This window comes from Paenibacillus radicis (ex Gao et al. 2016) (assembly GCF_014641555.1).
Taxonomy (GTDB): Bacteria; Bacillota; Bacilli; order Paenibacillales; family Paenibacillaceae; genus Pristimantibacillus; species Pristimantibacillus radicis.
Genome location: NZ_BMHY01000002.1, coordinates 630,799 through 655,048, shown reverse-complemented (window position 1 = coordinate 655,048; position 24,250 = coordinate 630,799). Strand labels below are relative to the sequence as shown.

At 45.2% G+C, this 24,250-nt stretch carries 27 protein-coding genes and 1 tRNA gene; 7 read left to right on the top strand and 21 right to left on the bottom strand.

Annotation, left to right across the window (positions count from 1 at the left end):
• A tRNA-Asn gene (locus tag IEX98_RS08390) sits at positions 1-72 on the bottom strand.
• 63 nt (positions 73-135) lie between these two features.
• Positions 136-615: a SprT family protein gene (locus IEX98_RS08385; protein ID WP_188888568.1), complete on the bottom strand. Its 480-nt coding sequence runs from the start codon at positions 613-615 to the stop codon at positions 136-138.
• A gap of 139 nt (positions 616-754) precedes the next feature.
• Between IEX98_RS08385 and IEX98_RS08380 the strand changes: the two genes are divergently transcribed.
• Together IEX98_RS08380 and cmpA are read left to right on the top strand one after the other, a co-directional pair.
• Positions 755-1,108, top strand: a complete 354-nt coding sequence (locus tag IEX98_RS08380) for a hydrolase/acyltransferase (RefSeq protein ID WP_188888448.1) — start codon at positions 755-757, stop codon at positions 1,106-1,108.
• Between the two features lie 73 nt (positions 1,109-1,181).
• On the top strand, positions 1,182-1,334 hold the full coding sequence (gene cmpA / locus IEX98_RS08375) for a cortex morphogenetic protein CmpA (protein WP_188888447.1): 153 nt from the start codon (positions 1,182-1,184) through the stop codon (positions 1,332-1,334).
• Between the two features lie 80 nt (positions 1,335-1,414).
• On the opposite strand, the gene IEX98_RS08370 is transcribed toward cmpA, so the two are convergent.
• The 6 genes from IEX98_RS08370 to IEX98_RS08345 form a co-directional block, all read right to left on the bottom strand.
• On the bottom strand, positions 1,415-2,062 hold the full coding sequence (locus IEX98_RS08370; RefSeq protein ID WP_188888446.1) for a nitroreductase family protein: 648 nt from the start codon (positions 2,060-2,062) through the stop codon (positions 1,415-1,417).
• A 167-nt stretch (positions 2,063-2,229) separates the two neighbouring features.
• A complete protein-coding gene (locus IEX98_RS08365; RefSeq protein WP_188888445.1) occupies positions 2,230-2,736 on the bottom strand; it encodes an RrF2 family transcriptional regulator in 507 nt (168 codons plus the stop codon).
• A 96-nt stretch (positions 2,737-2,832) separates the two neighbouring features.
• Complete coding sequence (locus IEX98_RS08360; RefSeq protein ID WP_188888444.1) at positions 2,833-5,118, bottom strand: Tex family protein; 2,286 nt, start codon at positions 5,116-5,118, stop codon at positions 2,833-2,835.
• A 26-nt stretch (positions 5,119-5,144) separates the two neighbouring features.
• Positions 5,145-5,783, bottom strand: a complete 639-nt coding sequence (locus IEX98_RS08355) for an MBL fold metallo-hydrolase (RefSeq protein WP_188888567.1) — start codon at positions 5,781-5,783, stop codon at positions 5,145-5,147.
• Positions 5,784-5,806: 23 nt separating this feature from the next.
• The gene (locus IEX98_RS08350; RefSeq protein WP_188888443.1) at positions 5,807-6,373 is read right to left on the bottom strand and encodes a thioredoxin family protein; all 567 of its coding nucleotides are present in this window, start codon (positions 6,371-6,373) and stop codon (positions 5,807-5,809) included.
• Positions 6,374-6,418: 45 nt separating this feature from the next.
• A complete protein-coding gene (locus tag IEX98_RS08345) occupies positions 6,419-7,027 on the bottom strand; it encodes a DedA family protein (RefSeq protein ID WP_188888566.1) in 609 nt (202 codons plus the stop codon).
• 147 nt (positions 7,028-7,174) lie between these two features.
• Here IEX98_RS08345 and IEX98_RS08340 point away from each other — a divergent pair, with 147 nt between their 5' ends.
• Both IEX98_RS08340 and IEX98_RS08335 read left to right on the top strand, forming a co-directional pair.
• Positions 7,175-7,621 (top strand): cupredoxin domain-containing protein, encoded by a 447-nt coding sequence (locus IEX98_RS08340; RefSeq protein WP_188888442.1) that lies wholly within the window; start codon positions 7,175-7,177, stop codon positions 7,619-7,621.
• A 61-nt stretch (positions 7,622-7,682) separates the two neighbouring features.
• Positions 7,683-7,997, top strand: a complete 315-nt coding sequence (locus tag IEX98_RS08335) for a dehydrogenase (protein WP_188888565.1) — start codon at positions 7,683-7,685, stop codon at positions 7,995-7,997.
• Positions 7,998-8,135: 138 nt separating this feature from the next.
• Here IEX98_RS08335 and IEX98_RS08330 read toward each other — a convergent pair whose 3' ends face one another.
• Both IEX98_RS08330 and IEX98_RS08325 read right to left on the bottom strand, forming a co-directional pair.
• Entirely contained in the window at positions 8,136-8,321 is a 186-nt protein-coding gene (locus tag IEX98_RS08330) for an H-type small acid-soluble spore protein (protein ID WP_188888441.1), read from the bottom strand.
• Positions 8,322-8,377: 56 nt separating this feature from the next.
• Positions 8,378-8,587, bottom strand: coding sequence for a hypothetical protein (locus IEX98_RS08325; protein WP_188888440.1), 210 nt, complete (start codon positions 8,585-8,587; stop codon positions 8,378-8,380).
• Positions 8,588-8,697: 110 nt separating this feature from the next.
• On the opposite strand from IEX98_RS08325, the gene ku reads away from it, so the two are divergent.
• Genes ku through ligD form a run of 3 tightly spaced genes read left to right on the top strand, consistent with a single transcriptional unit; the run spans position 8,698 to position 11,530 of the window.
• Positions 8,698-9,645 carry a non-homologous end joining protein Ku gene (gene ku / locus IEX98_RS08320; protein ID WP_188888439.1) on the top strand — a complete coding sequence of 316 codons (948 nt, stop codon included), beginning with the start codon at positions 8,698-8,700 and terminating at the stop codon, positions 9,643-9,645.
• A complete protein-coding gene (locus tag IEX98_RS08315; protein ID WP_188888438.1) occupies positions 9,645-10,604 on the top strand; it encodes an ATP-dependent DNA ligase in 960 nt (319 codons plus the stop codon). Before ku ends, IEX98_RS08315 begins: the two co-directional genes overlap by 1 nt.
• The gene (gene ligD / locus IEX98_RS08310; protein ID WP_188888437.1) at positions 10,601-11,530 is read left to right on the top strand and encodes a non-homologous end-joining DNA ligase; all 930 of its coding nucleotides are present in this window, start codon (positions 10,601-10,603) and stop codon (positions 11,528-11,530) included. Before IEX98_RS08315 ends, ligD begins: the two co-directional genes overlap by 4 nt.
• Before the next feature lie 32 nt (positions 11,531-11,562).
• Here ligD and cls read toward each other — a convergent pair whose 3' ends face one another.
• The 11 genes from cls to IEX98_RS08255 all read right to left on the bottom strand — a co-directional run bounded on the left by cls (position 11,563) and on the right by IEX98_RS08255 (position 24,242).
• The gene (cls, locus tag IEX98_RS08305) at positions 11,563-12,999 is read right to left on the bottom strand and encodes a cardiolipin synthase (protein ID WP_188888436.1); all 1,437 of its coding nucleotides are present in this window, start codon (positions 12,997-12,999) and stop codon (positions 11,563-11,565) included.
• 147 nt (positions 13,000-13,146) lie between these two features.
• A complete protein-coding gene (locus tag IEX98_RS08300; RefSeq protein WP_188888435.1) occupies positions 13,147-14,127 on the bottom strand; it encodes a glycosyltransferase family 2 protein in 981 nt (326 codons plus the stop codon).
• Positions 14,117-15,523, bottom strand: a complete 1,407-nt coding sequence (locus IEX98_RS08295) for an undecaprenyl-phosphate glucose phosphotransferase (protein ID WP_188888434.1) — start codon at positions 15,521-15,523, stop codon at positions 14,117-14,119. Before IEX98_RS08295 ends, IEX98_RS08300 begins: the two co-directional genes overlap by 11 nt.
• Positions 15,524-15,624: 101 nt before the next feature.
• The gene (locus IEX98_RS08290) at positions 15,625-16,593 is read right to left on the bottom strand and encodes a glycosyltransferase family 2 protein (RefSeq protein WP_188888433.1); all 969 of its coding nucleotides are present in this window, start codon (positions 16,591-16,593) and stop codon (positions 15,625-15,627) included.
• On the bottom strand, positions 16,593-17,438 hold the full coding sequence (rfbD, locus tag IEX98_RS08285) for a dTDP-4-dehydrorhamnose reductase (RefSeq protein WP_188888564.1): 846 nt from the start codon (positions 17,436-17,438) through the stop codon (positions 16,593-16,595). Before rfbD ends, IEX98_RS08290 begins: the two co-directional genes overlap by 1 nt.
• A gap of 14 nt (positions 17,439-17,452) precedes the next feature.
• On the bottom strand, positions 17,453-18,475 hold the full coding sequence (rfbB, locus tag IEX98_RS08280; protein WP_188888432.1) for a dTDP-glucose 4,6-dehydratase: 1,023 nt from the start codon (positions 18,473-18,475) through the stop codon (positions 17,453-17,455).
• 9 nt (positions 18,476-18,484) lie between these two features.
• Positions 18,485-19,042, bottom strand: coding sequence for a dTDP-4-dehydrorhamnose 3,5-epimerase (gene rfbC / locus IEX98_RS08275; protein ID WP_188888431.1), 558 nt, complete (start codon positions 19,040-19,042; stop codon positions 18,485-18,487).
• A 16-nt stretch (positions 19,043-19,058) separates the two neighbouring features.
• Positions 19,059-19,802: a sugar phosphate nucleotidyltransferase gene (locus IEX98_RS08270; protein WP_188888430.1), complete on the bottom strand. Its 744-nt coding sequence runs from the start codon at positions 19,800-19,802 to the stop codon at positions 19,059-19,061.
• Positions 19,803-19,820: 18 nt separating this feature from the next.
• Complete coding sequence (locus IEX98_RS08265; protein WP_188888429.1) at positions 19,821-20,399, bottom strand: hypothetical protein; 579 nt, start codon at positions 20,397-20,399, stop codon at positions 19,821-19,823.
• Between the two features lie 13 nt (positions 20,400-20,412).
• A complete protein-coding gene (locus tag IEX98_RS08260; protein ID WP_188888428.1) occupies positions 20,413-22,011 on the bottom strand; it encodes a glycosyltransferase in 1,599 nt (532 codons plus the stop codon).
• Positions 22,008-24,242 (bottom strand): hypothetical protein, encoded by a 2,235-nt coding sequence (locus IEX98_RS08255; RefSeq protein WP_188888427.1) that lies wholly within the window; start codon positions 24,240-24,242, stop codon positions 22,008-22,010. The genes IEX98_RS08260 and IEX98_RS08255 overlap by 4 nt, the downstream gene beginning before the upstream one ends.
• Positions 24,243-24,250 lie beyond the last annotated feature (8 nt).

Genomic DNA, 24,250 nt, shown 5'->3' with positions numbered 1-24,250 from the left:
TCCCCGAACAGGACTCGAACCTGTGACAACTCGATTAACAGTCGAGTGCTCTACCAACTGAGCTATCAGGGAATATGTGCTAATTTTTTAATTCGTTTGCCGTCGTGTTTCTCAGCGGCGACAAGTAATAATATATCACGGCTTCTCCACGAGGTCAAGCGTTTTTAAAAATAATTTTCCACGACATTTTCCGCAGACATAACGAGCCGGATTTAGCCTTCTTCGGCGCGGGTATTCCATGCCGCAATTGCCGCATACGAGCTTGTACCGAAACGGTGCAGGCTTGCGCTCCGCCCGCTCAGGAAGCGACTTGCAATAACGCGATCCGCCTACATGGGCAAGCAGCTGTTTGAAATCCTGATCGCGATGCTGGTAGCCTCTCTTCATAATATGAAGATGATAATGGCATAGCTCATGCTTAATAATTTTTTCCGTTTCCTCTTGCCCGAAGTTTTCGAGCTGATGCGGACTGATTTCTATATTATGCGATTTAGTAAAATAACGTCCGCCAGTTGCCTTCAGCCTGCGGTTGAACGTGGCCTTGTGCTTAAAGGGCCTGCCGAAACTTTCCAGCGACACCCGCTCCACCCAAAGCTGCAGCGTTTGATCATTCATTAATAATGTCATCGTATTCTCCCCCACTACTTGAATTTTAAAGCGTTCATACGCTACACTTCAAGTAGCAATTATTTCGATCGGCGATTTGCCGCGCGAATACGCGCCATGGATCGAACCGAGGGGAGCTTATTTTCAGATGCCAACTATGCGCTATGTAATCATGAAGGACAAGGAAAGCCTGTTTTTCGTAGAAATGCCGGAAACTCACGCTTATCAATTAAGCGCGCTAAACCTGCGCCTTCATAAAGAGATCGATAAACTTACCGCTGACCGCATTCCGCAGCTGCCTTACGCTGTCGCAGAATGCGATAATGTCGAGCTTCACGATGACTCGCTAGCGATTATCTCCGGTCTGGACTACATTAACCAACTGGAGCGTGACTTCGCCAGTGTGAAGGAATCCGCCTATCCGCTGATCGCCTTACTGACTGAAATCCGGGCGCTTCAAGCCCAGCTTGAGCAATGGTATGAAGATGAAGAGCTGATCTAGGACCTGCACGGATATTCGCCCTCCTCCATATGGTAGTAATACATCATGTTAGGCCGGGAGGAGGACGATCCGTATGCCGCAATGGCTATGCAACCAAATGATGCGTGCCTTTCTGAAAAAAGACCGCAGACAGATCAAGCTGCTGAACGAATGCTGGTATTTCTACCGTAACAGACAAAGTCCCAAAGGTGAAGAAGACGGCTCCGAGCTGACTACGCTTCATTAATAGCGTTATAAGATACTTACAGCTTGATACACAAACAAAAAACCCGCTGCCGGATTCGGCTAGCGGGTTTTTACCGGTTATTAGATTTTGTTCCAGAACGTTACGTCTTCGATAGGCAGACGTGCAGTCGAGCGGCCTTCAGTCGCTGCTTTGCCGATCGGAATCAGAATCGTTGGTGCGTAGCGGTCCGGAATGTTGAAGAACGCCTTCAGCTTCTCGCGGTCATAACCGCCCATTGGTACCGTGTCATACCCTTTCGATTTGGCAACCAGCATGATTTGCATCGCGACAAGACCAGCGTCGAATACCGCCACTTCGTGCAGACGCTCCTTCGGAATCGATGTGTACAGCTTAACCGAGTTTTCGGTAAATTGCTTCGCGAATTCCTCTGTCATATAACCCGCTTCTACAGCGAGGTGATTGATTTTCTCCACATTTTTATACATTTCCAAATCGCCAAGCAAGACGATAACGGCCGAAGAGTCTACAATTTGCTGCTGATTGTTGGCGATTGGCAGCAGTTGTTTTTTAAGCTCTTGATCCGTTACAACGAGGAAACGCCACGACTGTGTATTCGAGGACGATGGCGATTTCGTTGCCAGCTTCAAAATTTCTTCAATTTCTTCTTGTGCGATTTTGAATTCCGGATCGTAGTGACGAACGGAATGGCGGCCTTCTAATACTTCTAAAAATGCTTGGTTTACTTGTGCTTCTGTTTGAGTACTCATTATGGAATCCCTCCAAATTTTTATCTGTGCTACATCTTGCTCAGTTTAACGCAAAAAAATTCAACGTTTACTGTGTACAATCTCTCACAGTTTAAATCATAGTAACTGTGACGAATTTAAGCTCAGTATAAATCCCAAATTCTCTTCTGTCAATCGGGTAAAAATAACTATGTTCCCAGCGCTGGACTAGCCGTTTCTTCCTGGCTCAAGTGTTTCAATGCGCATACGCGTTCCGCTAGCTGCAGAATGGTAGTCTGCTGCAGCGTTTCAACCGTTTTACGCTCCACCTCATCGGTGATCTCAACAAAGGCTTGCTTCATTTCTTGTCCAAACTCGTGCACGCCTGTTGTATCCAGCATCCCGTTGCAAAGCGGTTCTCCGACCTTAAGCGCGAGATAGACGTCTGCAAGCGTTATTGCCTCTGGCAAACGATTTAAACGATAACCGCCGTCCCGCCCCTCTCTTGTCTCCAGCAGCCCTTCACGGGCTAGCTTCGCGAGGACACGCCGCAGCATCGTTGCCTCCGACTTCAAATACCCGGCCAGCTCATTGCTCGAACAAGCCTGCTTCTTGCGCGATAAAACGACCATAGCTTGCAGCGATAGTCCAAACCATTTGTGATTTGGCGATACGACGCATTTGGCGATTTTATCGATTTTACTTTCTGGTTGCATAAATGCACTCTCTCCTTCCCTTAAAGGATATTAGAGGGCTCTATACTCATTATAAAGGGCTTGCCTTTTGACAGGCAAGCCCAGTTGATTCCTATTTTAACTTTGCTTGCGCATCGTCAAGCCTACGCGGCCCTTTTTCAGATCGACGTTTAATACCCATACCGTCACAGTGTCACCGACAGATACGACATCCATCGGATGTTTAATAAACTTGTCACTCATTTGTGAAATGTGAACGAGTCCATCATTTTTGATACCAATGTCGATAAAAGCGCCAAAATCGATAACGTTGCGGACAGTCCCGTGCAGTTCCATCCCCGGCGTCAGATCTTCAATGTTCAGCACATCGGTATGAAAAATCGGAGCAGGCAGCTCCTCCCGCGGATCACGTCCCGGGCGGAGCAAGCTATCGATAATGTCTTTAAGCGTCGGAACGCCTACGCCAAGCGCCGGAGCAACAGCATCTGGCTGAACAGCCGTCAGCTTTTCCTTCAGCTCCTCTGTGCCGATCTGCTTCGGCTTAACGCCAAGCTCGGCAAACAGCTTATCGACGACGTCATACGATTCAGGGTGAATCGGCGTCCGGTCGAGTGGATTAGCCGCTTCCGGTATCCGCAGAAAGCCGATACACTGCTCGTACGACTTCGCGCCCAGCCGCGGCACCTTCTGCAGCTGTCCGCGCTTCGCAAACCGTCCGTTCTCCTCCCGGTACTTGACGATATTACGGGCGATCGTCGTATTGATGCCGGCTACATATGAAAGCAGCGAAGCCGACGCCGTATTCACGTCTACGCCGACATGGTTAACCGCAGATTCCACGACGCCGCCGAGACTTTCGTCCAACCGCTTCTGGCTCACATCATGCTGGTATTGCCCGACGCCGATGGCCTTCGGCTCAATCTTCACAAGTTCCGCCAACGGGTCTTGCAGCCTCCGGGCAATAGATACCGCACTGCGCTCCGCAACATCCAGCTCCGGGAACTCTTCTGCAGCCAGCTTCGATGCCGAATACACGCTTGCTCCGGCTTCGCTGACGATAATATATTTCAGCTCACCGCTGCCGGCTAATCCGGCTTCTTTCCGCTTGCCAATAAGAGAAGCGATGAATTGTTCGGTTTCGCGGGACGCCGTACCGTTGCCGATGACAATCAATTCGACTTTATACTTGTCGATCAGCCCATTAATCAGCAGCTCGGCTTCTCTGACCTTGTTATTCGGAGGTGTCGGATAGGATACCGCTACCTCAAGCAGCTTGCCGGTATCGTCAATGACCGCCAGCTTGCAGCCTGTCCGGAAGGCCGGATCGACGCCAAGGACAATATTGCCGCGAACGGGCGGCTGCAGCAGCAGATTGCGCAGATTTTCCGAAAAGATCGAAATTGCATGCTCCTCTGCCTTTTCGGTCAGCTCGCCGCGCACCTCGCGCTCAATCGACGGAGCTATAAGACGCTTGTACGCATCTTCAGTAACGGCTACGAGCACTTCGCGTACGGCAGCTGCTGTATAGTTGCGCAGTATTTTCCGCTGGATATAATCGTGGATACGTTCCGCCTGAATCGCAAATGACACCCTCAATATATCCTCCCGCTCGCCCCGGTTAATAGCCAGCACGCGATGCGGAGGCAGCTTGCGAATCGGTTCTTCATAGCTGTAATACATTTCGTAAACCGATTCGACGTCTTTGTTTTTCGCTGCGGTCTGAATCAAGCCCTGATCAAACGTATGCTTACGCACCCAGGCGCGGATTACAGCCTCGTCAGCAATATTTTCGGCCAAAATGTCCATCGCGCCTTGCAGCGCGTCCTCCACGCTTGCAACGCCCTTCTCCGCATCGATATAACGCTTGGCTTCTGCAAGCGGCTCGCCCTGCTTCGGCTGCGACCAGAGCCAATCGGCTAGCGGTTCCAGGCCGCGTTCCTTGGCTACACTAGCGCGAGTCTTCCGCTTTTGCCGGTAAGGACGGTATAAATCTTCAATCTCTTGAAGCTTAACCGAAGCCTCAATCGAAGCCCGCAGCGCTTCCGTCAGCTTGCCCTGCTCGTCAATAAGCCGGATGACCTCACGCTTGCGCTCCTCCAAGTTACGCAAATATTGCAGCCGCTCTTCTATAGAGCGCAATTCATTCTCGTCCAGCTCTCCGGTCATTTCCTTCCGGTAACGGGCGATAAACGGAATCGTATTGCCTTCGTCCAGCAGCGATACCGCGGCTTTCACCTTTGATAGCGGAATGGAGAGGGAGGACGCCATCCCTTTTATAATGCGTTCATTTTCGGCTGCAATCTGCTCCGCCGTACGTACCGTTTTGCCCGAGGCTTCCTCTGTTGCGACCTCGCTATGCTTTGCCGTCGTTCCTGCCAAATGCGATGCACCGTCCCTCTTCATTCTTATATTCTCGTCCCTATGAGAGCTTATGGGCGCACATACGGATTGTTTACTTTTTCAAATCCAATCGACGTCTTCGGACCATGTCCGGAATAAACGGTGACGTCATCCGGCAGCGCATAAAGTTTCACTCGGATTGAATCAAATAAATCACGTTCCCGGCCTCCCGGCAGATCGGTCCGCCCCACTGACGAGCGGAACAGCACGTCTCCGGAAAATAAATCCTTTCCGTTCAGGAAGCTGACGCTGCCTGGCGAATGTCCCGGTGTATGCATAACCTTGAAGGTCTCGCCAATCAGCTTCAGCGTCATGCCTTCGTCCAGCGCATATTCCGCTGGCTCTGTCGTAAGCGGAGGCGTCGCGTCCGGCCACCGCGCCGAGCCGTTTTTCTTCGGATCGGTCAGCCAGTCCGCCTCCAGATCATGAATATAGACGGGACAACCCGCCGCTTCCCGAACTTCGGCGACTCCTCCCATATGGTCGAAATGGGCATGCGTCAGCAAAATCGCCTCGATGTGAACATTGGCGATCCGCTCCAGCAGCTTTTTCGGATTCATGCCGGGATCGATGATGATGCCGCGCTCTTTACCGCTCTCTTCATCTTTATTTGTAAGTAAATAACAGTTCGTCTGTAATGGTCCCAATACGAAGGATTCAATACGCATCATTAATCAGGCTCCTATCCGATTCAGAACGACTCAATAAGAGACCGCAGTTCTTTAATAATTAACGTTTGATATTCCGTTCCCTCACCGTAACGGCGCATAATTTCTTGGCGCGTCTCTGCGAGATTCGCTTGATAGTCGGCCGCTTCGCGGTCTGGGTTCGCTTGCTTGAACGCGACCATCGGCTCTTGAATATAAGTTGGACGCGGACCCCATGTACCAAGAACATTGCCTTCCGGATTAGCGAAAATAACGACTGGCACGGAGCGTCCGCCCATTGTCAAATACTGATCCATCGTGTCCAGATGCTCTTCCATAATAAGTACTTCTACTGGCAGGCTGCCAGCTTCCAGCGCCTTGAATACAACCGGAATGTTGCGTACGACATCGCCGCACCAGTCCGCCATAAGAATATGAACACGCAAGTCATCGCGTTGTTTAAGCGATTCAAAGAAAGTACGGTCTTCATCACTTGTCCAGACGAATTTGTCGGACCAGCCGAGGAAGGCCTCCTGGTTTTTAGTCATGCCATCGATAAACTGCTGCGGGCTGATGCCTTTGCTTTGTTTTTCCGCTATGCTTTTCGTCACGAGAATCCATCCTTCCTAATTTGCAAAAATTATTTCGTCTTTCAATTATACCGATTTACCGCGTGCACGCACAATCTTGAAGATGACGTACACGATCAATAGCGCTAATGCGATCAGAATCGCCGGCTGCACGTACTTGCCCGCTTCCTGGTCGATCGTCTCCCATTGATCGCCGAGCTTCATGCCCAAATAGACAAATAGAAGCGACCATGGCAGCGAAGCGGCCGCTGTCAGCCCCGTAAACAGCCAGAAAGGCATTTTGGCCATACCGGCCGGAATGGAGATGACCTGGCGCATAACGGGAACGAAACGAGCCGTAAAGACGATGCCGGAGCCATACTTGTTGAACCAGCTTTCGGCAAGGTCCACATGCTTCGGTTTTATTTTAATATACTTCCCATACTTCTCCACAATAGGACGTCCGCCAAAGCGGCCGAACGCATACAAAATCCAGTTCTGGCCAACGGCTCCAATCGTACCGAATATAACTGCCCCTATGTACGAAATGTCTCCTTTGGATACCAGATAACCGCCAAAACCCAGCACGATCTCACTCGGTATAACTTCAATTAAAAGTCCAATCAAAATACCAAAATAGCCAAGACTCTCGATCCATAACAACAGGTCATGCAGTACGCCAGAAATCCATTCCATCAATCCGTTCATCCGCCTCTCTATCGTTTGTTTCCCGCCTGTATTCTACCATATCCAAGCACAGACAGCCATCGCCTGTAAGTCATGTACAGACAAGCCCTCGCATAGACTAGCAGAAAATCGAATTAAAAGAGGTGGCTGCCGAACATGTCTAAAGTACTGTTTGTCCAAAAAAAGCATTTGAAATGGCTTGCATTCGTTGCACTGATCCTGATTCTCGCCATGGCGTTCTGGAGCTGGGACCGTTCCAAGGCAGCCAGCGGCAATTCTTCGGAGCCCCGTCCCATTGAGCTCGTAACCGTTGAATTCAAAACAACTGGAACGGACGGGAAAGAGCAGGAGGTGTATCGATGGGATCCGGGTACCATTATCGTTCAAAAAGGTGAATCTATTGAGCTGCGTATCAACGGTTTTCAAGGGAAAAGCCATCCCTTCGTTATCGAAGGACTTGGCGTAAAGGGTGAAGTGAAAAAGGGAGAAACGACCGTCGTCCGTTTTACCGCTGACCGCGAGGGCACCTATCCGATTATATGTCTGTCCCACACCGATATGCGTCACAGCGGGCCGATGGTCGGCTATATTGTCGTCGATTAGGACGGCTGTGACCTTCCCCTAGTCTATCGCATACATATGGGTAGAGAGGAGTTGGTCAATGATGAAGCCATCCGCCCAGAAGCATGCCTCCAATCTCCCAACCGCGCGAAAAATACGGCGTGCTTGCAGCAATGAGCTGTATCGCACCACCAAGCGGCTCAAGCTGTGGGTGCCAAAGGACAAAATGGAGCAAGCCGAAGCGCTGTATTATAAAAAAGTCGTGCTGAATTTAACTTGGATCGCCGAGCATGAGAGCAACCGCAAAGTGCTTTCCGATTGGTGGGACGAACAAGTTAGCGCCGAAATCGCCGAGCTATGGGAGGTCGATCCGGCCCGCCTGAGCCAGGCGTTCCGCGAAGCTTTCGGCGGAATGTAGATGAAACGTTCAGCCATGCAAGGAAAGATAGCAATAGCAACTCGAGAAAAAGGGCTGTATCCGCCATTAGGTCTGTGCTCTGCTCCAAGCAGAATAGACCTTGCGGGTACAGCCCTCTTTTTTTAGTCTAATGAGCCATTAGGTCTCTTCCTTCAGTCTGTCCACGGACACCGTGTGCGTATTGAGCGGGTCGGAACCAACTTGGACGGTTGCCATCCCATTGGCCTCGTCGACGCTTTCGATCCAGACCTGCTTCTCACCGTCGAGCTGCACGCCGATCGTTTGCTTGGACTCGTAAATTTGCTTCGCTCTCGTTGCTTCCATAATGGATCAAAACCTTCTTTCGGCATGTAAGGTGGTATTTGGCGCTGGGTAAGGAATTATTCTTCTACAGCTACGCTATCGGGAGCCTTGCGCTCCAAGTCCATCGTATCGGTCGTCGTCTCTTCAATCAGCCCGTTATGCATCGTTACCTGACCTCCGCCGAGTCCCTCGTTCACCATTCGGTCGATATCCATGAAGTAATCGTTGCGGCCTTCATGGCAACCATCGCCTGTACATTCCTCGGCTGCTTTTTTCTCGTCTGCCATTCGCTTGCCTCCTCCCATCCTGGTGTACTCCAGCAAAATATGCCCGTTCTGACTGGATTCCATGCATTCCGGCAACAATAATAACAACCAAAATGGAGAGGATGAATCGTATGCATACCGTATGGAAGGGCGCAATCAGCTTCGGTCTCGTGCATGTACCGGTTAAAATGTTCTCGGCTACGGAAGACAAAGATATTTCGCTGCGAATGCTTCATAAAACCTGCGGCGGTCCCATCAGCTATGTTCGGCGCTGCAACAATTGCGACGTCGAGACAGACTGGGATGATATCGTGAAGGGCTACGAATATGATAAGGGCCGCTATGTCCTGTTCGAAAAAGAAGAACTGGACCAGCTTGCCGGGGAAAAGTCCCGCACAATTCAAATTTTGGATTTCGTTGCGCTGGAGGAAATCGATCCGATTTATTTTCAAAAGACATATTACTTATCCCCTGATCAGGCAGGCGGCAACGCTTATCACCTGCTGCTGAAGGCAATGTCAGACTCCGGCCGCATCGGCATAGCCAAAGTATCTATCCGCTCCAAAAGCAGCCTCGCTGCTATTCGCGTTATTGATAATTGCTTGGCAATGGAGACAATCTATTACCCCGATGAGATTCGTGCGATATCTCAGGTACCTGGGCTGCCAGACGCTGTTCAAGTGAACGACAAAGAGCTGACGATGGCCAAGCTGTTGATCGAACAGCTGTCTACCCCGTTTGAGCCGGAAAAGTACAGCGACGATTATCGTGTCAATATGACCAATCTGATCAACAGCAAGATCGCAGGCGAAGAAATTCGCATCGCTCCGCAGCAGGAGCAAACGAATGTGATCGATTTGATGGCAGCGCTGCAAGCGAGCTTGGAGGCAGCCAAGCTGCCGCCTAAAGGTGCCGCAGGATTGGACACGGGAGCAGGCGTTAAACCTGCTGCGTCGACGGGAGCAGAGACTGCAGAAGCCGATGGTGGGACGGGAAGTGGAGAAACTGGCGAAGCTCAGCTTCCTAAACCGCGCAAGCCTAGAGCATCGTCCAAAACGAAGAAAGAAACTGTCTCCTGATGATTGCCGCTAATGCAATTTCTATAAGCGAGCCGATGATCCCCGTCAGCACAGACAAGCTGCCACAGGAACCGGGGTGGGTCTATCAATTGAAATGGGACGGCGTTCGAATGATCGCCTTGCTGGACGGCAACGGGGACATCCAGCTGTACTCGCGGAAGCTGCTTCGTAAGGAAGCCGTCTACCCGGAAATTGTTCGTGCGCTCACCATGCTTACGAAAGAGCTTGGCTCCTGCGTGCTCGACGGTGAGGTCGTCTATTGGGACGGCCTTCGGCCTAATTTTCAAAAGGTGCTGCAGCGAGAACGGATTGGCGGCGTTACGTCTAACGAAAACAACAAAGGTGAAGGACGAATTTTATACGTCGTGTTTGATCTGCTTCAGGACGGACAAGAGGATCTGCGCCCTCTTCCGTTCCATGAGCGTCATAAACGGCTTGCAGCCAAGCTTGGTTCAATTCGCTCCGAGCGGATCATGACGACGGATCTTTTCTCTGATGCAGAAGCCTTATGGAAATGGGTTGTCGAGCACCGATGGGAAGGCGTCGTCAGCAAGCGGGCGGATAGTCCCTACCGTGAAGGCAAAAAGCATCACGATTGGCTGAAGAAAAAAACGGCGCTGCTTCTTGATGTCGGGATCGTTGGAGTGAAGCGCCGCGAAGGCCGCGCCGCCAGTCTCGTCATGGCCGATCCGGATAGCGGCTGCTTCTTCGGCAGCGTCTCACTTGGGCTCGATGATGAAATGAGGAGGATGATCGGTGAAATGCTCCAGCTGCGCAGCGAGAGTCCCCCTTCCTGGCCGATGCCGTTTGACAGCTTGCCTGCGGAGCTGAAGGGCGAAGAGGTTATTTGGCTTCCCGCTCCTATGCCTTGCCGTGTAACGGGGCTGGAGATCACTTCAGCGGGTTTGCTGCGGCATCCCAAGCTCGTCTCCTTCGGGCGCCCGGGGGCTCCCTTATGAATGAGCCCCGCACAACTTCGAGCCAATGGAAAAAGGCAAAGCCAGCCTTGCTCCAGATTGAAGGCGAGCAAATTACGGTAACTAACCCGGACAAGCCTTTGTGGCCGGAGGATGGGATAACGAAGCTCCAATATATGGAGAAGCTCGCATTTCTGTCCCCTTTTCTAATCAAGCATTGCCGGAACCGCTATTTGACGACCATTCGCTTCCCTCACGGCATAGGCGATAAATCGTTTTATCAAAAAAATTGTCCCGTGCCTAAACCAGATTTCGTACAGGTCGCCGAGAGCAACGGCATCTCCTACGTCCGGCTCGATTCGCTGCCTACGCTGCTCTGGCTCGGCAACTTGGCTTGTCTGGAATTCCATGCATCCTTCGATCTTATCGGCGATACCGAGTATGCCCCGGAATGGGTGCTCGATCTCGATCCCACCTTGAAGGAAGAGCCTCGCATAATGGAAGCAGCCGGAATCGTCGGAAAGCTGCTGCAGTCGCTTGGCATTCAGTCTGTGCCGAAGACATCCGGAGCTACTGGCCTGCAAATTATTGTCCCGCTGGCTGAACCCCGTCCATTCGAGGAATTAAGGCAGCTTGGACAATTTATAGGCGATTTTCTATCCCGTGCTCATCCGGCGCTGTTTACGGTAGAACGGTTGACGAAAAATCGCGGCGACCTGATCTATGTCGATTACTTGCAGCATTTCGCAGGCAAAACGATTGCCGCTCCCTATACCCCGCGAGCAAGAATTGGCGCCCCCGTCTCCACGCCTCTAACTTGGGACGAAGTGCATAGCGGCCGTTACCGCCCTCGCGATTTCAACCTGCTTAATATAACAGAACGGCTGCAATCGTACGGTGATTTAATGGATAGCGTGCCCCCGCAAAAGCTCGATTCGGTGCTTCAATTTGTCGCTTCTCATCAATGAAAGGGAGCCCTTTGGAAGGCTCCCTTTCTTGTTTATAAAAACGGCGACAGCAATTGAGATATCGCTTCTTTCAGCTTTTCTGTTTTTGACCGCTGTTGGAAGCTTTCCAGTGTGATTTGCTCACTGTCGAGCAAATCCTGTGCGAAATCACGGTCAAGCCTTGCAATGACCGCTTCATCGAATAGCATTGCATTCTGCTCATAATTGCTGTGAAAGCTGCGCATGTCCATGTTCGCTGTGCCTACTGAGGCAACCATTTGATCGACTAGAAGAACCTTGGCGTGAATGAACCCTTTCTGATAACGATACACCTTTACGCCAGAACTCAATAATGGCTCTATATAAGACAGAGTTGCCCATAACACCAGCTGCGTATCGGCTACACCTGGAATAATGACACGCACGTCTATCCCGCTTTTGGCCGCGGTACAAAGCGCCGCGAGCAAACTGGCATCAGGGATGAAATATGGTGTCGTCAAATAGATTCGTGATTTAGCTGCTGAGACTGCCGCAAACATGGTCTCCAGAATAGGAGCTCCGCTTCGGTCAGGACCGCTGGAGACGATCAGTACCGCCTCTTGCGGCCCTCCTTGTTCATGGTACGGCATATATCGGCTTGGACTCAGTCTCTCCCCTGCTGCAAACGCCCAATCCTTCAAGAACAGCTCCTGCAGCCAGTAGACAGAGTCTCCCTCCAACTGCAATTGCGTATCTCGCCAGAAGCCTAGCTTTTTCTCCTTGCCTAAATATTCGTCTCCGATGTTCATTCCGCCAACGAAGCCTACGGTTCCGTCAATGACAGCAATTTTGCTATGATTGCGGTTGTTGAGAAGCCTTTTGAATATCGCTTTATAGGGAGGGAGAAAACAAAACGCCTGTACGCCCCCCGCTTTTAACTGCTTCACGTAGGAACGGCTCAGCCGATAGCTGCCCACGCCGTCGAAGAGAATGCGCACTTCGACGCCTTCGCTCGCTTTTGCCGTCAACAACCCAAGAAAACGACGGCCGATCTCGTCATCCCTTATCGTGTAATAATCGAGATGAATATGATGCTTCGCATTCGTAATCGAGGTCAATATCGTGTCAAAATTGGCCTCACCGTTCGTAAGTATCTTCGTACGGTTGCGAAGTGTAATCTGCTGACCTGGCTCCGCTGTCAGCAGCGTGTACAGCTTCGTCTCCTCGGCGAAATGAACGTTGCCTATATCGCTTGCCTGCTGCGCGCAGAGAGAGCTGTTTCGGGCTGCCAGCCAGCCTTGGGACTCATATTGCAACAGCGTCTTATCTCTGGACTTTAATGTGCGGCCAAGAAGCATTCTTACCGCGAAGCCGACATAAGGCAGCAGCAACGAGATCGTCAGCCACGCTGCCAGCTTCGCCGGACGCTTTCTTTCCATCCCTATAATGATGGCGGATTGAATGATTAAACCGAAAAAAAAGACGGCCGCTGCCGTAAGCCATCCTGTCATTTCCTGCATCACACCTTTGAACATCCTGCCGCTCGTATCAGCAAGGGAAGTGGTTCTAGTGTATCCCTGAGGAGGGTAAACCTATACTTGTCAGGCATCTTCCATAAATAAAAAAGGCCCCTTCTTCCTTGGAGGAAAGAATGGAGCCTAAAAATTATTGCTATTAGTAGAGGATGGGCGGGATGCTTCGATATGCGTCCAAATTAACTTATGCATACTGAATCTTCTTCTTAGTCCGAGAGGCAGCCGTTTATAATTTAGTCCCAGCTTATAGCCAATCAGCTTAGCTGCCGATTCTGCTATCAATCGCGGGACTAATCCCCATTTTCGTGCTGAAGCAATCCCTTTTAGTTGGGTACGAACTAAATTTGAGCCTGCCCGGCCAACGGCGCTGTATTTCGTAATCCACTCATTATGGCGCATCGATACGCCATTGTCGAAAAACCGCTTGAATTGCTGCTTAATCGTGTAATTATGCGAATGATATACAGCAGCTTCTGCAGCATAAGCAATTTGATAGCCGCCATCGAGCATACATTTCGCGGCCATAAACAGGTCTTCATTAAAAATAACTGGCGCTGGAAATCGCCCCATATCATTAAACACTTCCCGATGGATGGCAGAGCAGACATTGGAACAAAAAAAGGCTTTTAAACCTAAACGCTCAATATCGTCCTTTCGTTTCACCGTTGCCTGCAGCGGGTAATTATTTTCCCGGGCTAAACGCTCGATGAGATTAGCATCGGGATAGGCAATCTGTCTGGCATAGGCGTACGCCGTCTGCTCGTCTGCCATTAAAGGGGAGACTAACTCCTGGAGCAGCCGATCGTTAGCCGGCATGACATCCTGTGTCATAAATACAAAAATATTGCCGGACGCCTGAGATGCCGCAAAATTACGTGTGCCGCCATGGTCGAACTCCGTTCGCAAAATACGCAGCACTTTAGCGCCCGCTTTCTGTGCGAGCTCCACCGTACCGTCCGAGGATTCCGAATCGACCACGATAATTTCATGCGGCGGTAGCGATTGATTTTGCAACTGCCAGAGCAGACCTTGAAATGCTGCCCCGGCGTTTAAAGTTGGTATAATAACGGAAACTTTAGCATTTTCGGTAAACTCAGTATGCATTCTTGTTGACAAACCCTTTCACGACCGTCTTCACAATGATTTTCAAATCGAATAGAAAAGTCCAGTTCTCGATATAAAATAAATCATGAACAATACGGTCTTGAATCGATGTATCTCCGCGTAATCCATTCGTCTGCGCCCAGCCTGTAATGCCCGGACGAATCTGATGCTTAATCATATATTTCGGAATTTCTTCTTTGAATTGATTCACGAAAAAAGGACGTTCCGGCCTTGGCCCTACAACACTCATATGACCAAACAGCACATTAAAAAATTGCGGCAGCTCATCAATACTCGTCTGGCGCAAAAAGCTTCCAAATCTCGTACGCCGCGGGTCATTTTGAACTGTCCACTGCGTATCCGCCACTTTATCCGTCGATATCCGCATAGAGCGGAACTTATACATATAGAATGATTTGCGGTCCAGCCCCATCCGCTCCTGCTTGAAGAGCACAGGTCCAGGTGACGTCAGCTTAATCCCGATGTAGGCGAAAAGCATAATTGGCGACGTTACTAATATCGCGATCAATGAGAAAATGATATCGAACGTCCGCTTCAGCATTCGGTTACTCAACTCGTCTAGCGGCACATCGCGAACATTAATCAACGGAATTCCTGCAAAATTGTCGAAATATGGCCTTGCTGGCAGCAGATCGAAGTAATCCGGTATAATCAGTGTCTTCACACCTGCATGCTCGCAAATTTCGATGATTTCCGCATACTTTTTATGCGCATCCAGCGGCAGGGCAATGATGACCTCGTCGATGGGATGCCGGCTCAACTGCTCTTGAAGATCACTTAACGAGCCTAAAATCGGCTTCATATTCGCTAACTCCGAAGCATGCTCCGACTGGTAATCATCCAGAAAACCTACGACCTCATAACCAAGATCGGGATAGTTGCGGAGATTGGTATAAAAGCTTCGCCCTACCGAACCCGCACCCAATATGAGCACAAACCGTTTATTGAAGCCGCGACGCCGGAAGGCAGAAAGCGTCTTCTTCACCATAAAGCGATAAATCGTTATGACCATCACGTTCATAACAAAAAATATACCGAGAAATTCCCGGGAAATATGTACTTCCTTCGTGATGTAGAACAAGCTGAGCAGACCGAGAAAGCTGATCGTCTGGATCTGTAGGATTTTCAAAACTTCAAGCGTATAACGCTTTCGCCGCTTCGGTGCATAGAACTGGAGATAGAAACCGACTACTACGGCTGCAAATGAATAGATGGTTCCCCAGAGAAGGTAGGTGGAGAACGGCGCCCCCTGTTGATAGGGGAGCAGATTGCTATGAAATTTAAGCCAATACGCGGCTAAAAACACAATCAACGTACACAACAGATCCGATAGTACATATAATTGCGTTAATATTTTTTGATTTTGTCGAATCATAGGACCGCTTTCACTACTTTCTCTTAAATTTCGATTCTATTTGCATTGTAACAAAATTTAGGAGATAGGTGAACCCCATCTAGTACCAACGTCTATATTCTTTAACGCTTATTAGATGGTTTTAGTTGCATTTGGCCTTGTTTTACTTTCATTTGAATTAATTTTCGTTTACGAAGCATATCCGGCATGGAACGGAATATGACTGGCCAGCATCGTAATAATCCTGGTTCTTTAAGTATAATATAGCACAATTTTGCTGTCTCAACCGCTGCAAGCAAAGGAATTAACTTCAGAAGATGCCAACCGGCTTGCTCATTTTTCAAGAGCGTGAAGAAGCGATTTTGATAGGAGTGTCTGCGCACAAATAAAGGAATCGTAGACCGCCCTCCCTTTTTCCATCCCCGATGATGAACGGCCCTTGCTTCTGGAATATAGTAGGATACCCATCCCAATTGCTTGGCGCGCCAAGCCACATCTACATCTTCTTTGTATGCGAAGAAATCCTCATCAAAAAATTGACCATCTATTTGGAGATCCCGGATCATATCCATCCGATAAAATGCAGCCGCTCCCGATACCCCAAACACCTGTTGCTGCTGTGACCAGTTATGTGCAGGCTCCCCTGCCGCAAGATCATAGGCTTGTCTTGTCCGGCGCATACCGAGACCTGCGCTGTCCATAATGGACAGATCGGCCGACAGCACCAGTCTTCCTGTAGCGCTGCCGACCTGCCGATTCTCTTCCATGAAAGCGACTAAATTTGACACATAGCCAGGGTCCAGCGTCACATCTGGATTCAATACGAGAACATAATCGGAATCCGTATGACCTATCGCCTGATTCTGCCCTCCTGCGAAGCCATTATTAATTGCATTTTTCACGAGGAAGATTCGCTCATCGCCACCATAATGCTCTATAAGTGTCGCTGTACCATCTGCCGATGCGTTATCTACAATAACAATCTGCTCAATCGGATGAACCTGACTCCATACGGCATCAAGGCAAGCTTCAATATCCTCGGCGCTGTTATACGTGACAATACAAACGCTTACCGTTGCCATTCCAGCCATCACTCACAATCCTTCAAGAAATGTTGCAGCGCTTCCCTCCACGGCCTAAGCGGAGTAAATCCATTGCTGCGTATAGCACTATGGTCCATAACTGAAAAGAATGGCCTTGGAGCCGGACGCGGGAACTCCTCCGTTGTACAGGGCTCAAGATGTATCGGAGTACTACTATCTTCAAAGATTGCCTTTGCAAAGCCAAACCATGAGCAGCTTTCTGTATTCGATACATGATAAATTCCGTAATAATCCGTTTGAACAAGTTCGATAAGAAAGGCCGCAAGATCATACGTATACGTTGGAGAACCAATTTGATCTGCGACAACCTTTAAGCGATCCTTTTCTTTCCCCAGCCTCAGCATCGTCTTTACGAAGTTATTGCCGTACTTGCCGAATACCCAAGACGTCCTCACAATAAAAAAACGGTCATGAAGCGTCTGTACGGCAAATTCTCCTGCCAGCTTCGACTTTCCATATACCGTCTGCGGATGGGTACGATCAAACTCATTGTAAGGCACCGTTGCTGTTCCATCAAACACATAATCCGTGCTAATATAGCAAAGTTTTGCTCCAATCTCTCTTGCAGCCACAGCAACATTTCGTGTTCCTGCCGAATTTACACGAAAAGCCTCATCCGGTTCGGACTCGGCTTGATCGACAGCTGTATAGGCCGCACAATGAATAACAATGTCAGGACGATGCTTTGCCAATACATCCCGGCAATGCAGCAAATTCGTAATATCCAGCTCGTTACGGCTGAAACCGATGATTTCAACCGTATTTTCTTCAAACTTACCTTCAACCAATTCACGGCCTAACTGGCCGTTTGCTCCCGTTACGACAATTTTAATTTTTGCAACTGTCATTACTTCGCCTCCAGGCGATCCTTATATTGCGTATCATAGTATTGCTGATAGGAGCCGGATGCGACCTGCTCCATCCATTCGGTATTATTCAGGTACCAGCGAATCGTTTCCTTAATTCCGCTTTCGTAAGGATACTGCGGCTGCCAGCCCAGTTCATTCCGGATTTTATCGGCATCAATCGCATAACGGCGATCATGACCAAGACGATCCTTCACATAGGTGATCAAAGTATCCGGTTTGCCCAACTCTTCAAGAATCGTTTTGACAACATGGACGTTCGTCCGTTCGTTGTTGCCGCCAACGTTGTATACTTCGCCATTCCGGCCTTTATGAAGTACCAGATCAATAGCGCTGCAATGATCTTCTACATACAGCCAGTCGCGAACGTTAAGACCGTCGCCATACACTGGAAGCGGCTTATCTTGAAGTGCATTCTGGATCATAAGCGGAATAAGCTTCTCTGGGAATTGGTAAGGTCCGTAATTGTTGGAGCAACGTGTTATATTAATCGGAAGACCAAAGGTTTCATGGTAGGCTCTAACGAGCAGATCTGCTCCCGCTTTACTTGCTGAGTAAGGGCTGTTCGGCGCAAGCGGTGTCTCTTCTGTAAAGAGACCTGTGTCGCCGAGCGTGCCGTATACCTCATCTGTCGATACTTGCACAAATTTGTTGATATTATACTGCTTAGACAGATCAAGCAGCGTTTGTGTTCCGAGAATATTCGTCTGAACAAAAATCTCCGGATGCAGAATACTGCGATCCACATGTGATTCCGCTGCAAAATTTAATACAGCATCTATATCTCCTGGAGCAAACAATGGTTCCAAAGCAGTTTTATCGGCGATATCTGCTTTCACAAAAGAATAATTAGTATGCCCCTCAATTGAACGGAGATTTTCAAGATTCCCCGCATAAGTTAGTGCATCTACGTTAATGATTTTATACTCGGGATATTTCTTGATCATATACAGTACAAAGTTGCTTCCTATAAATCCGGCACCGCCAGTAACAAGTAGTTTCACGCGTACAACTCACCCTTCATATACAAAGTTATTCTCGGCATCAGCAAGCAGCGGATGCTTGCTGTCCTTATCCGATAGGATTGGCGTCGACGTCGGCCAGTCTATAGCTAGAGCAGGATCATTCCATGCGATACCTCGATCATGCTCGGGAGAATAGTATTCGTCGACTTTGTATTGGACTTCGGTGTTTGGGGTGAGTGTGCAGAAGCCGTGAGCAAAGCCTTGAGGAACAAGCAGCTGCAGCTTGTTAGATACTGATAAATGGAACCCTTGCCATCGTCCGAATGTAGAAGAACCTCTTCTTAAATCGACAACTACATCATAAATTTCTCCTGCAGTTACTCTAACTAGTTTGGTTTGAGCTTTAGGATTCAATTGATAATGTAGTCCTCTTAATACACCTACTTCTGCAGATAAAGAATGATTATCTTGAATAAACCTATTTAACAATCCCTGTTCATGAAAATCTCTTTCATTATAGCTCTCCATGAAAAATCCTCGTTGATCTCCATGGACAGAGGGCTCAATTAACTTTACCCCGGCGAGCGCTGTGTCAATAATATTCATTGCTTATCACCACCAATTACATTTTGAACTGTCCAAATTCGTCACCATAAACAACATCTTTGGCATGTTCGTTAGCTTTACTATAGGAACTATGTGTACCCGCATCTGTCCACCAGCCCTGTAATACATCATATGTCAGTTCATTTGATGCAATATAGGCGTTATTAACATCCGTTATCTCTAACTCCCCCCTACTAGAAGGTCGTAGCGAACGGATAATATCAAACACACGGTTATCATACATATATATTCCAGTAACAGCAAAGTTACTCTTAGGTATTAGTGGCTTTTCATCAATAGATACGATTTTCGGACCAGATAATTCTGGCACACCATAACGCTGTGGGTCATCAACCTCTTGAATCAGTATCTTTGCCCCACACGTTTGCTGACTATATGATTCAACATAGCTTGTTATGCCATCAGCAAACACATTATCTCCTAGTATAACAACCATTCGGTCATTATTCACAAATTGTTCTGCCATTCCGAGCGCCTGCGCAATTCCTCCAGCCTCATCTTGAACTTTATAGGTAAAAGACATGCCAAACTCTCTGCCGCTGCCTAATAGGTTAACTACCTCACCCATATGTTCTTTGCCAGTAACGATAAGGGTATCCGTGATCCCTGATCCTTTCAATTTGGCGATAGAATGAAAGATCATCGGATACTTACCGACGGGCAACAAATGTTTATTTGTAACTTTAGTTAGAGGGAACAAGCGTGAACCTGTACCCCCGGCTAGGATGATGCCTTTCATTGGAAACCTCATTTCTTCTCAATTAGAAAACAGTTCACTTCTTCTGATTCTAAAGAAGAAAAAAATAAATAATACGAAAAAAGCTGCGTTCACCGAGAAAATTACGGGATGGTTTGTAAACGAAAGCTTCAGTGTACCAACAAATTTTTTAAAATAATCATTATTAAAAATTATTACTTCTGAAGAAACTTTCACTTTTGGATTTAAAGAAAACCAATAAGTATTCTTTTCATCTACCAAATCAAATACAACTTTCACATAATTATCTTTTAAGGAAGATAAACCTGATTCTAAATTTATAGTTTGTTTTACGTAACTGATTCCTTTGTCATTTACTGATATTGGAAACCTCTGACCTTCCCATAATATTTCCTTATTATTAATATCATACAGGTGATAGGCTAAATAAACTTGATCATTATAAAGCTCTTCTTTATTAAACTGAACCGTCAAATCAACATCAAACATTTTCGAATATTGATCTTTCTCAGAATTAACAATAATATTGACATCTTCTGAAGGGGTTGCATAAATCGTTGTAGCTTTAATAGACAATAAACACATAATAATAAACATCATAGTCATGAATTTTTTCATGTCTCCACCTTAATTAAACCATAAATTTTCTAAACACTTGATTATATTCATCTACAACAACCTTCCAATCCCTTATACCGAAATTCCCAAATAACTTTTCCTGTTTCTCGTATAATAATTGATGATTTTCAATAGCCCATACAATTTTTTGAGCAATAGAATACGGATTATATGGATCAAACAACATTAAATCTTTGAGCTCTAAACTATCAATTTCAGTATTCACTACAGGAATATTACTCATAATTGAAGGAGTTCCAACAGAATAAGCTTCAGAAAATGTAAAGGGAAATCCACCTTCAAAGAGAGTTGGGTTTACTGCGCATTTAGCTAATTTATTGAATGCTGATAATACTTCTGAGGATAGACCATACATCATAAAAACATCATTCCGCATATGATTTTCGTCTATATAGCTTTGAATCTGATTTACTCCAGAAATATCACCAGTTACAATAAGCTTAACATTCCCATATAATTTTCGATTGATGATATTAACAGCTTTAATAAGATTAAAAATATTTTTGTGTGGTCTACATTGAGACGAGAAAATAATGAAATCCATATTTTCTATATTACAATTATATAGTACATGATTAGGCTGATAATTACTGTGAATATATTTTTCAACAATCTGACGAGCATTTTGTGAACCTGAATAATATTTCTCTAATGATTTTTTCAATTTCAGATGTTCACTCATGTCTACATTGGCATGTTTAATCACCGTTATTTTGTGTTCATCAACCCCGCATTTTTCTATGAGATGCTGTTTTTTCACAAATTCACTGTAACTAATTAGATGATCCGCAGAATCAACACTTTGCCGGATTCTACTATGTATTTCGGATACGCCACTAAATTGAGTGGGGAAATCATAAAACACAATATCCGGTGCAGCTAATATCTTTTTGCATTTTAATCGTTTAATTTGCGGCCAAATCATTGAAGGTATAAAGGTTGCTTTAATATCCTGTCTATTATTAATTATATCAACTAGTCTATTGAGTTCATTATCAATAACAATTTGATATATTTTATGTTGCCCGTTTTTCGAAATGAATTTCACTCTTTTTAATATTGAAGACTTAACCAATAATTTAATGAAGGTCTGATTGGATACTCTCTTTATAATTTTAAGTGTTTTAATTAACAAATATAAAACAGTACAAAATATTATAAAAGGAGCTAGAATTAAACCAGATATTAAATATAGAAAAGATTTTAAAAATAACCATATCCCAAAAGGTGTACTAAAATAATCCGAAGTTCGCTCTTCGATAATTTTGTAAACTTTAGATCTCATTTTCTCTAGTCTTAACATTATCCATGATTTTTTTCTGCTTTGTTTTTTTCTATTTTCCATCCAACTCTTAAACTTTACACCGAGAGGTACTTTTCTTGTAGATAGAATTTCAAATTTATCTTTTGAAATCTTATTATCATCCAATAAACTTTCTATAGAATCATTTAGCCAAGCGGGACTAACAAGAACAACAGAATCACTTTCATTTACTTTTTCTTTCAAAATAAACGCTAACAATCTACCGATTCCTTCATTTGTTAATTTAACTCCTGGCTGAAAACCAAGGAAAATCGCTAGCTTACTCATAGTATTTTCTCCCAAAAATTTGATAATTCGTTCGCGTTAGGTTCAGTTAAACCTTCAGCCTCGATTGCATATATTATAAGCTTCACTGGCTCTGAAATAGCATTAAATAAATCGTTTTCTTTTTCAAAGAATTTTTTATATTCAATAGTATATCCGATCTCTTCATACTTTCTATTGAATAGATATTCATTTAATATAATATGTTTTTTAAAATACATTGCTTTTGCTAATTTAAACCCTATATTTTTTATATAACGCGGTATTATTATCTTTTTTGAGTGCGAATATAGTAAATTATATTCATTCACACCTAATTCTTTATGTAGAGTTACTTTATCTTTAATGTATTTTGATTTATGAACAATATTAACTAGTTCATTCCACAAGTCTCCATGTTCATCTTCATTATACTCATTAATATTAATTGCTACTTTGTAATTCCCAACATATAGACTATAATAGTCATTTATACTTTGAATAATTTTCTTAATAAAGTTAGGATTACTTGCATCTAATTCTAAAACAATATGATCCTCCACCAATAATAAATTGTTATTTAAAACAGGCGTTGAATATAGAAAAGGAATAATAAAAATACTTTCTTCCCTTAAACCCAAATGCTTTATCAAGTCATTTTTTGTTTGCTCTGAATATGTTATTATAAATGAAGCGTTTTTAAAATTAGATATACGATTAGCTGAGATTTCTTGATGATAGCGGTCACCTAAACTTTCAACATAAAGTCCAAAAGGCTTGATTGGAGCAATTGGTTTATCTATTTTATCTTCATTTAGAAAGAGCCAATAGTCACTCTCGACATAATTTTGTGCATGATCACTAGGAAACAAATACTCACCGTACCACATTAACTCTTGTTTGAACATTAGCTCCAAAGATCCAGCAATGTCCTTTTTTGAACTTGATACAAAATTATATTCTCTTACTGCTACACCATTTTCTATTAGATTTTTATATTCATTTTCCAAATCATATTGGTTTGCAATTACATTATAATTAATACTATGTGATATATTAACTTTCTTAAGACCATTACTTAAAGCATTCATCAAGTAAATATAATCATTTTTATGAAAGTGTGAAATAGTATCCGCATTAAATACTGCTATCGACATTCCTTTTTTAACGCCATTAGTAGATCCTTCCACCACCATTGGAAGAAAGTTTTCTTTCCACTGTTGAAGATTATACTCATATGAAAAACTATGTAGAATTTGCTCTTGATCTTCTCTTATATCATTAATTAACTTTATATCACCCTCAAATATCCTTTGTATCTTACTTCTCGCCTCAGCAATACTTTTACAACATCCGCTTTGTCTTTTACCTTTTGCAATAATACTTAGAAGCCCACCATCCATATAAACAACTGGCATACCGCTTATCATTGCCTCTAATGGGTGATAGTGTAAGTGGCGAGGGTGTGTAGAGTGGTAGTACATAACCTTGCATTTTTTATAATATTCATTCAATTCTTCTCTTTCTAAAAAGCCCAAAACTTTATCATCATCCACAGGTTCTGGCTGATTTCCTGCAATAACATAATCAAAATTTTTAAAATCTTTTTTAAAACTATTATATATTTTTTTGGATTCAGGAATGTAATTGATTCTTGTACAAAAAAACATTATTTTATTCAGATCGCCTACCCACTGATCCTTTATATCATAAAACTCAGAAGGTAATCCTAATGGCATATAAACAGAGTTATTTTTAAGAAAATCGTTTTCTATCTCCCAAAGATTGGGGTAGCATTGTGAAAAAACAAATCTACTACCTAATTGCTTTAATTTTAACTTATCACTTTCCCCAAGAAAGTAATCAATTAGGTCTGTGTAGTTAGTAAAATTAGATGGACCTACACCAAAAGCTCTAAAAAATATTTTACCTTCAAAATTATGTATTAATTGTTTGAGAATTAGAAAAGAAGTATCTGTATATGTGAATGCAATTTCAAAATGACTATTGATTATTTTTTTTATACGCAATGGCATATTCATTTTGGAGAAAAAATCATAATTATTCAATAAATCTAAATCATCTTTAGGAATCGTTAATGTATGATCATACTCGTAGGTAATTGAACCACTTGATTGAAAGATTTCTTTAAGAGCACTTTTTGGAGTGAAGATCTCAAAACCTAAATCTTTTATTAAAGGCAGCTCAAATTTACTTAAAGTATCATGGTTCAATAACCATAAAATTCTTTTCACTCTCATAT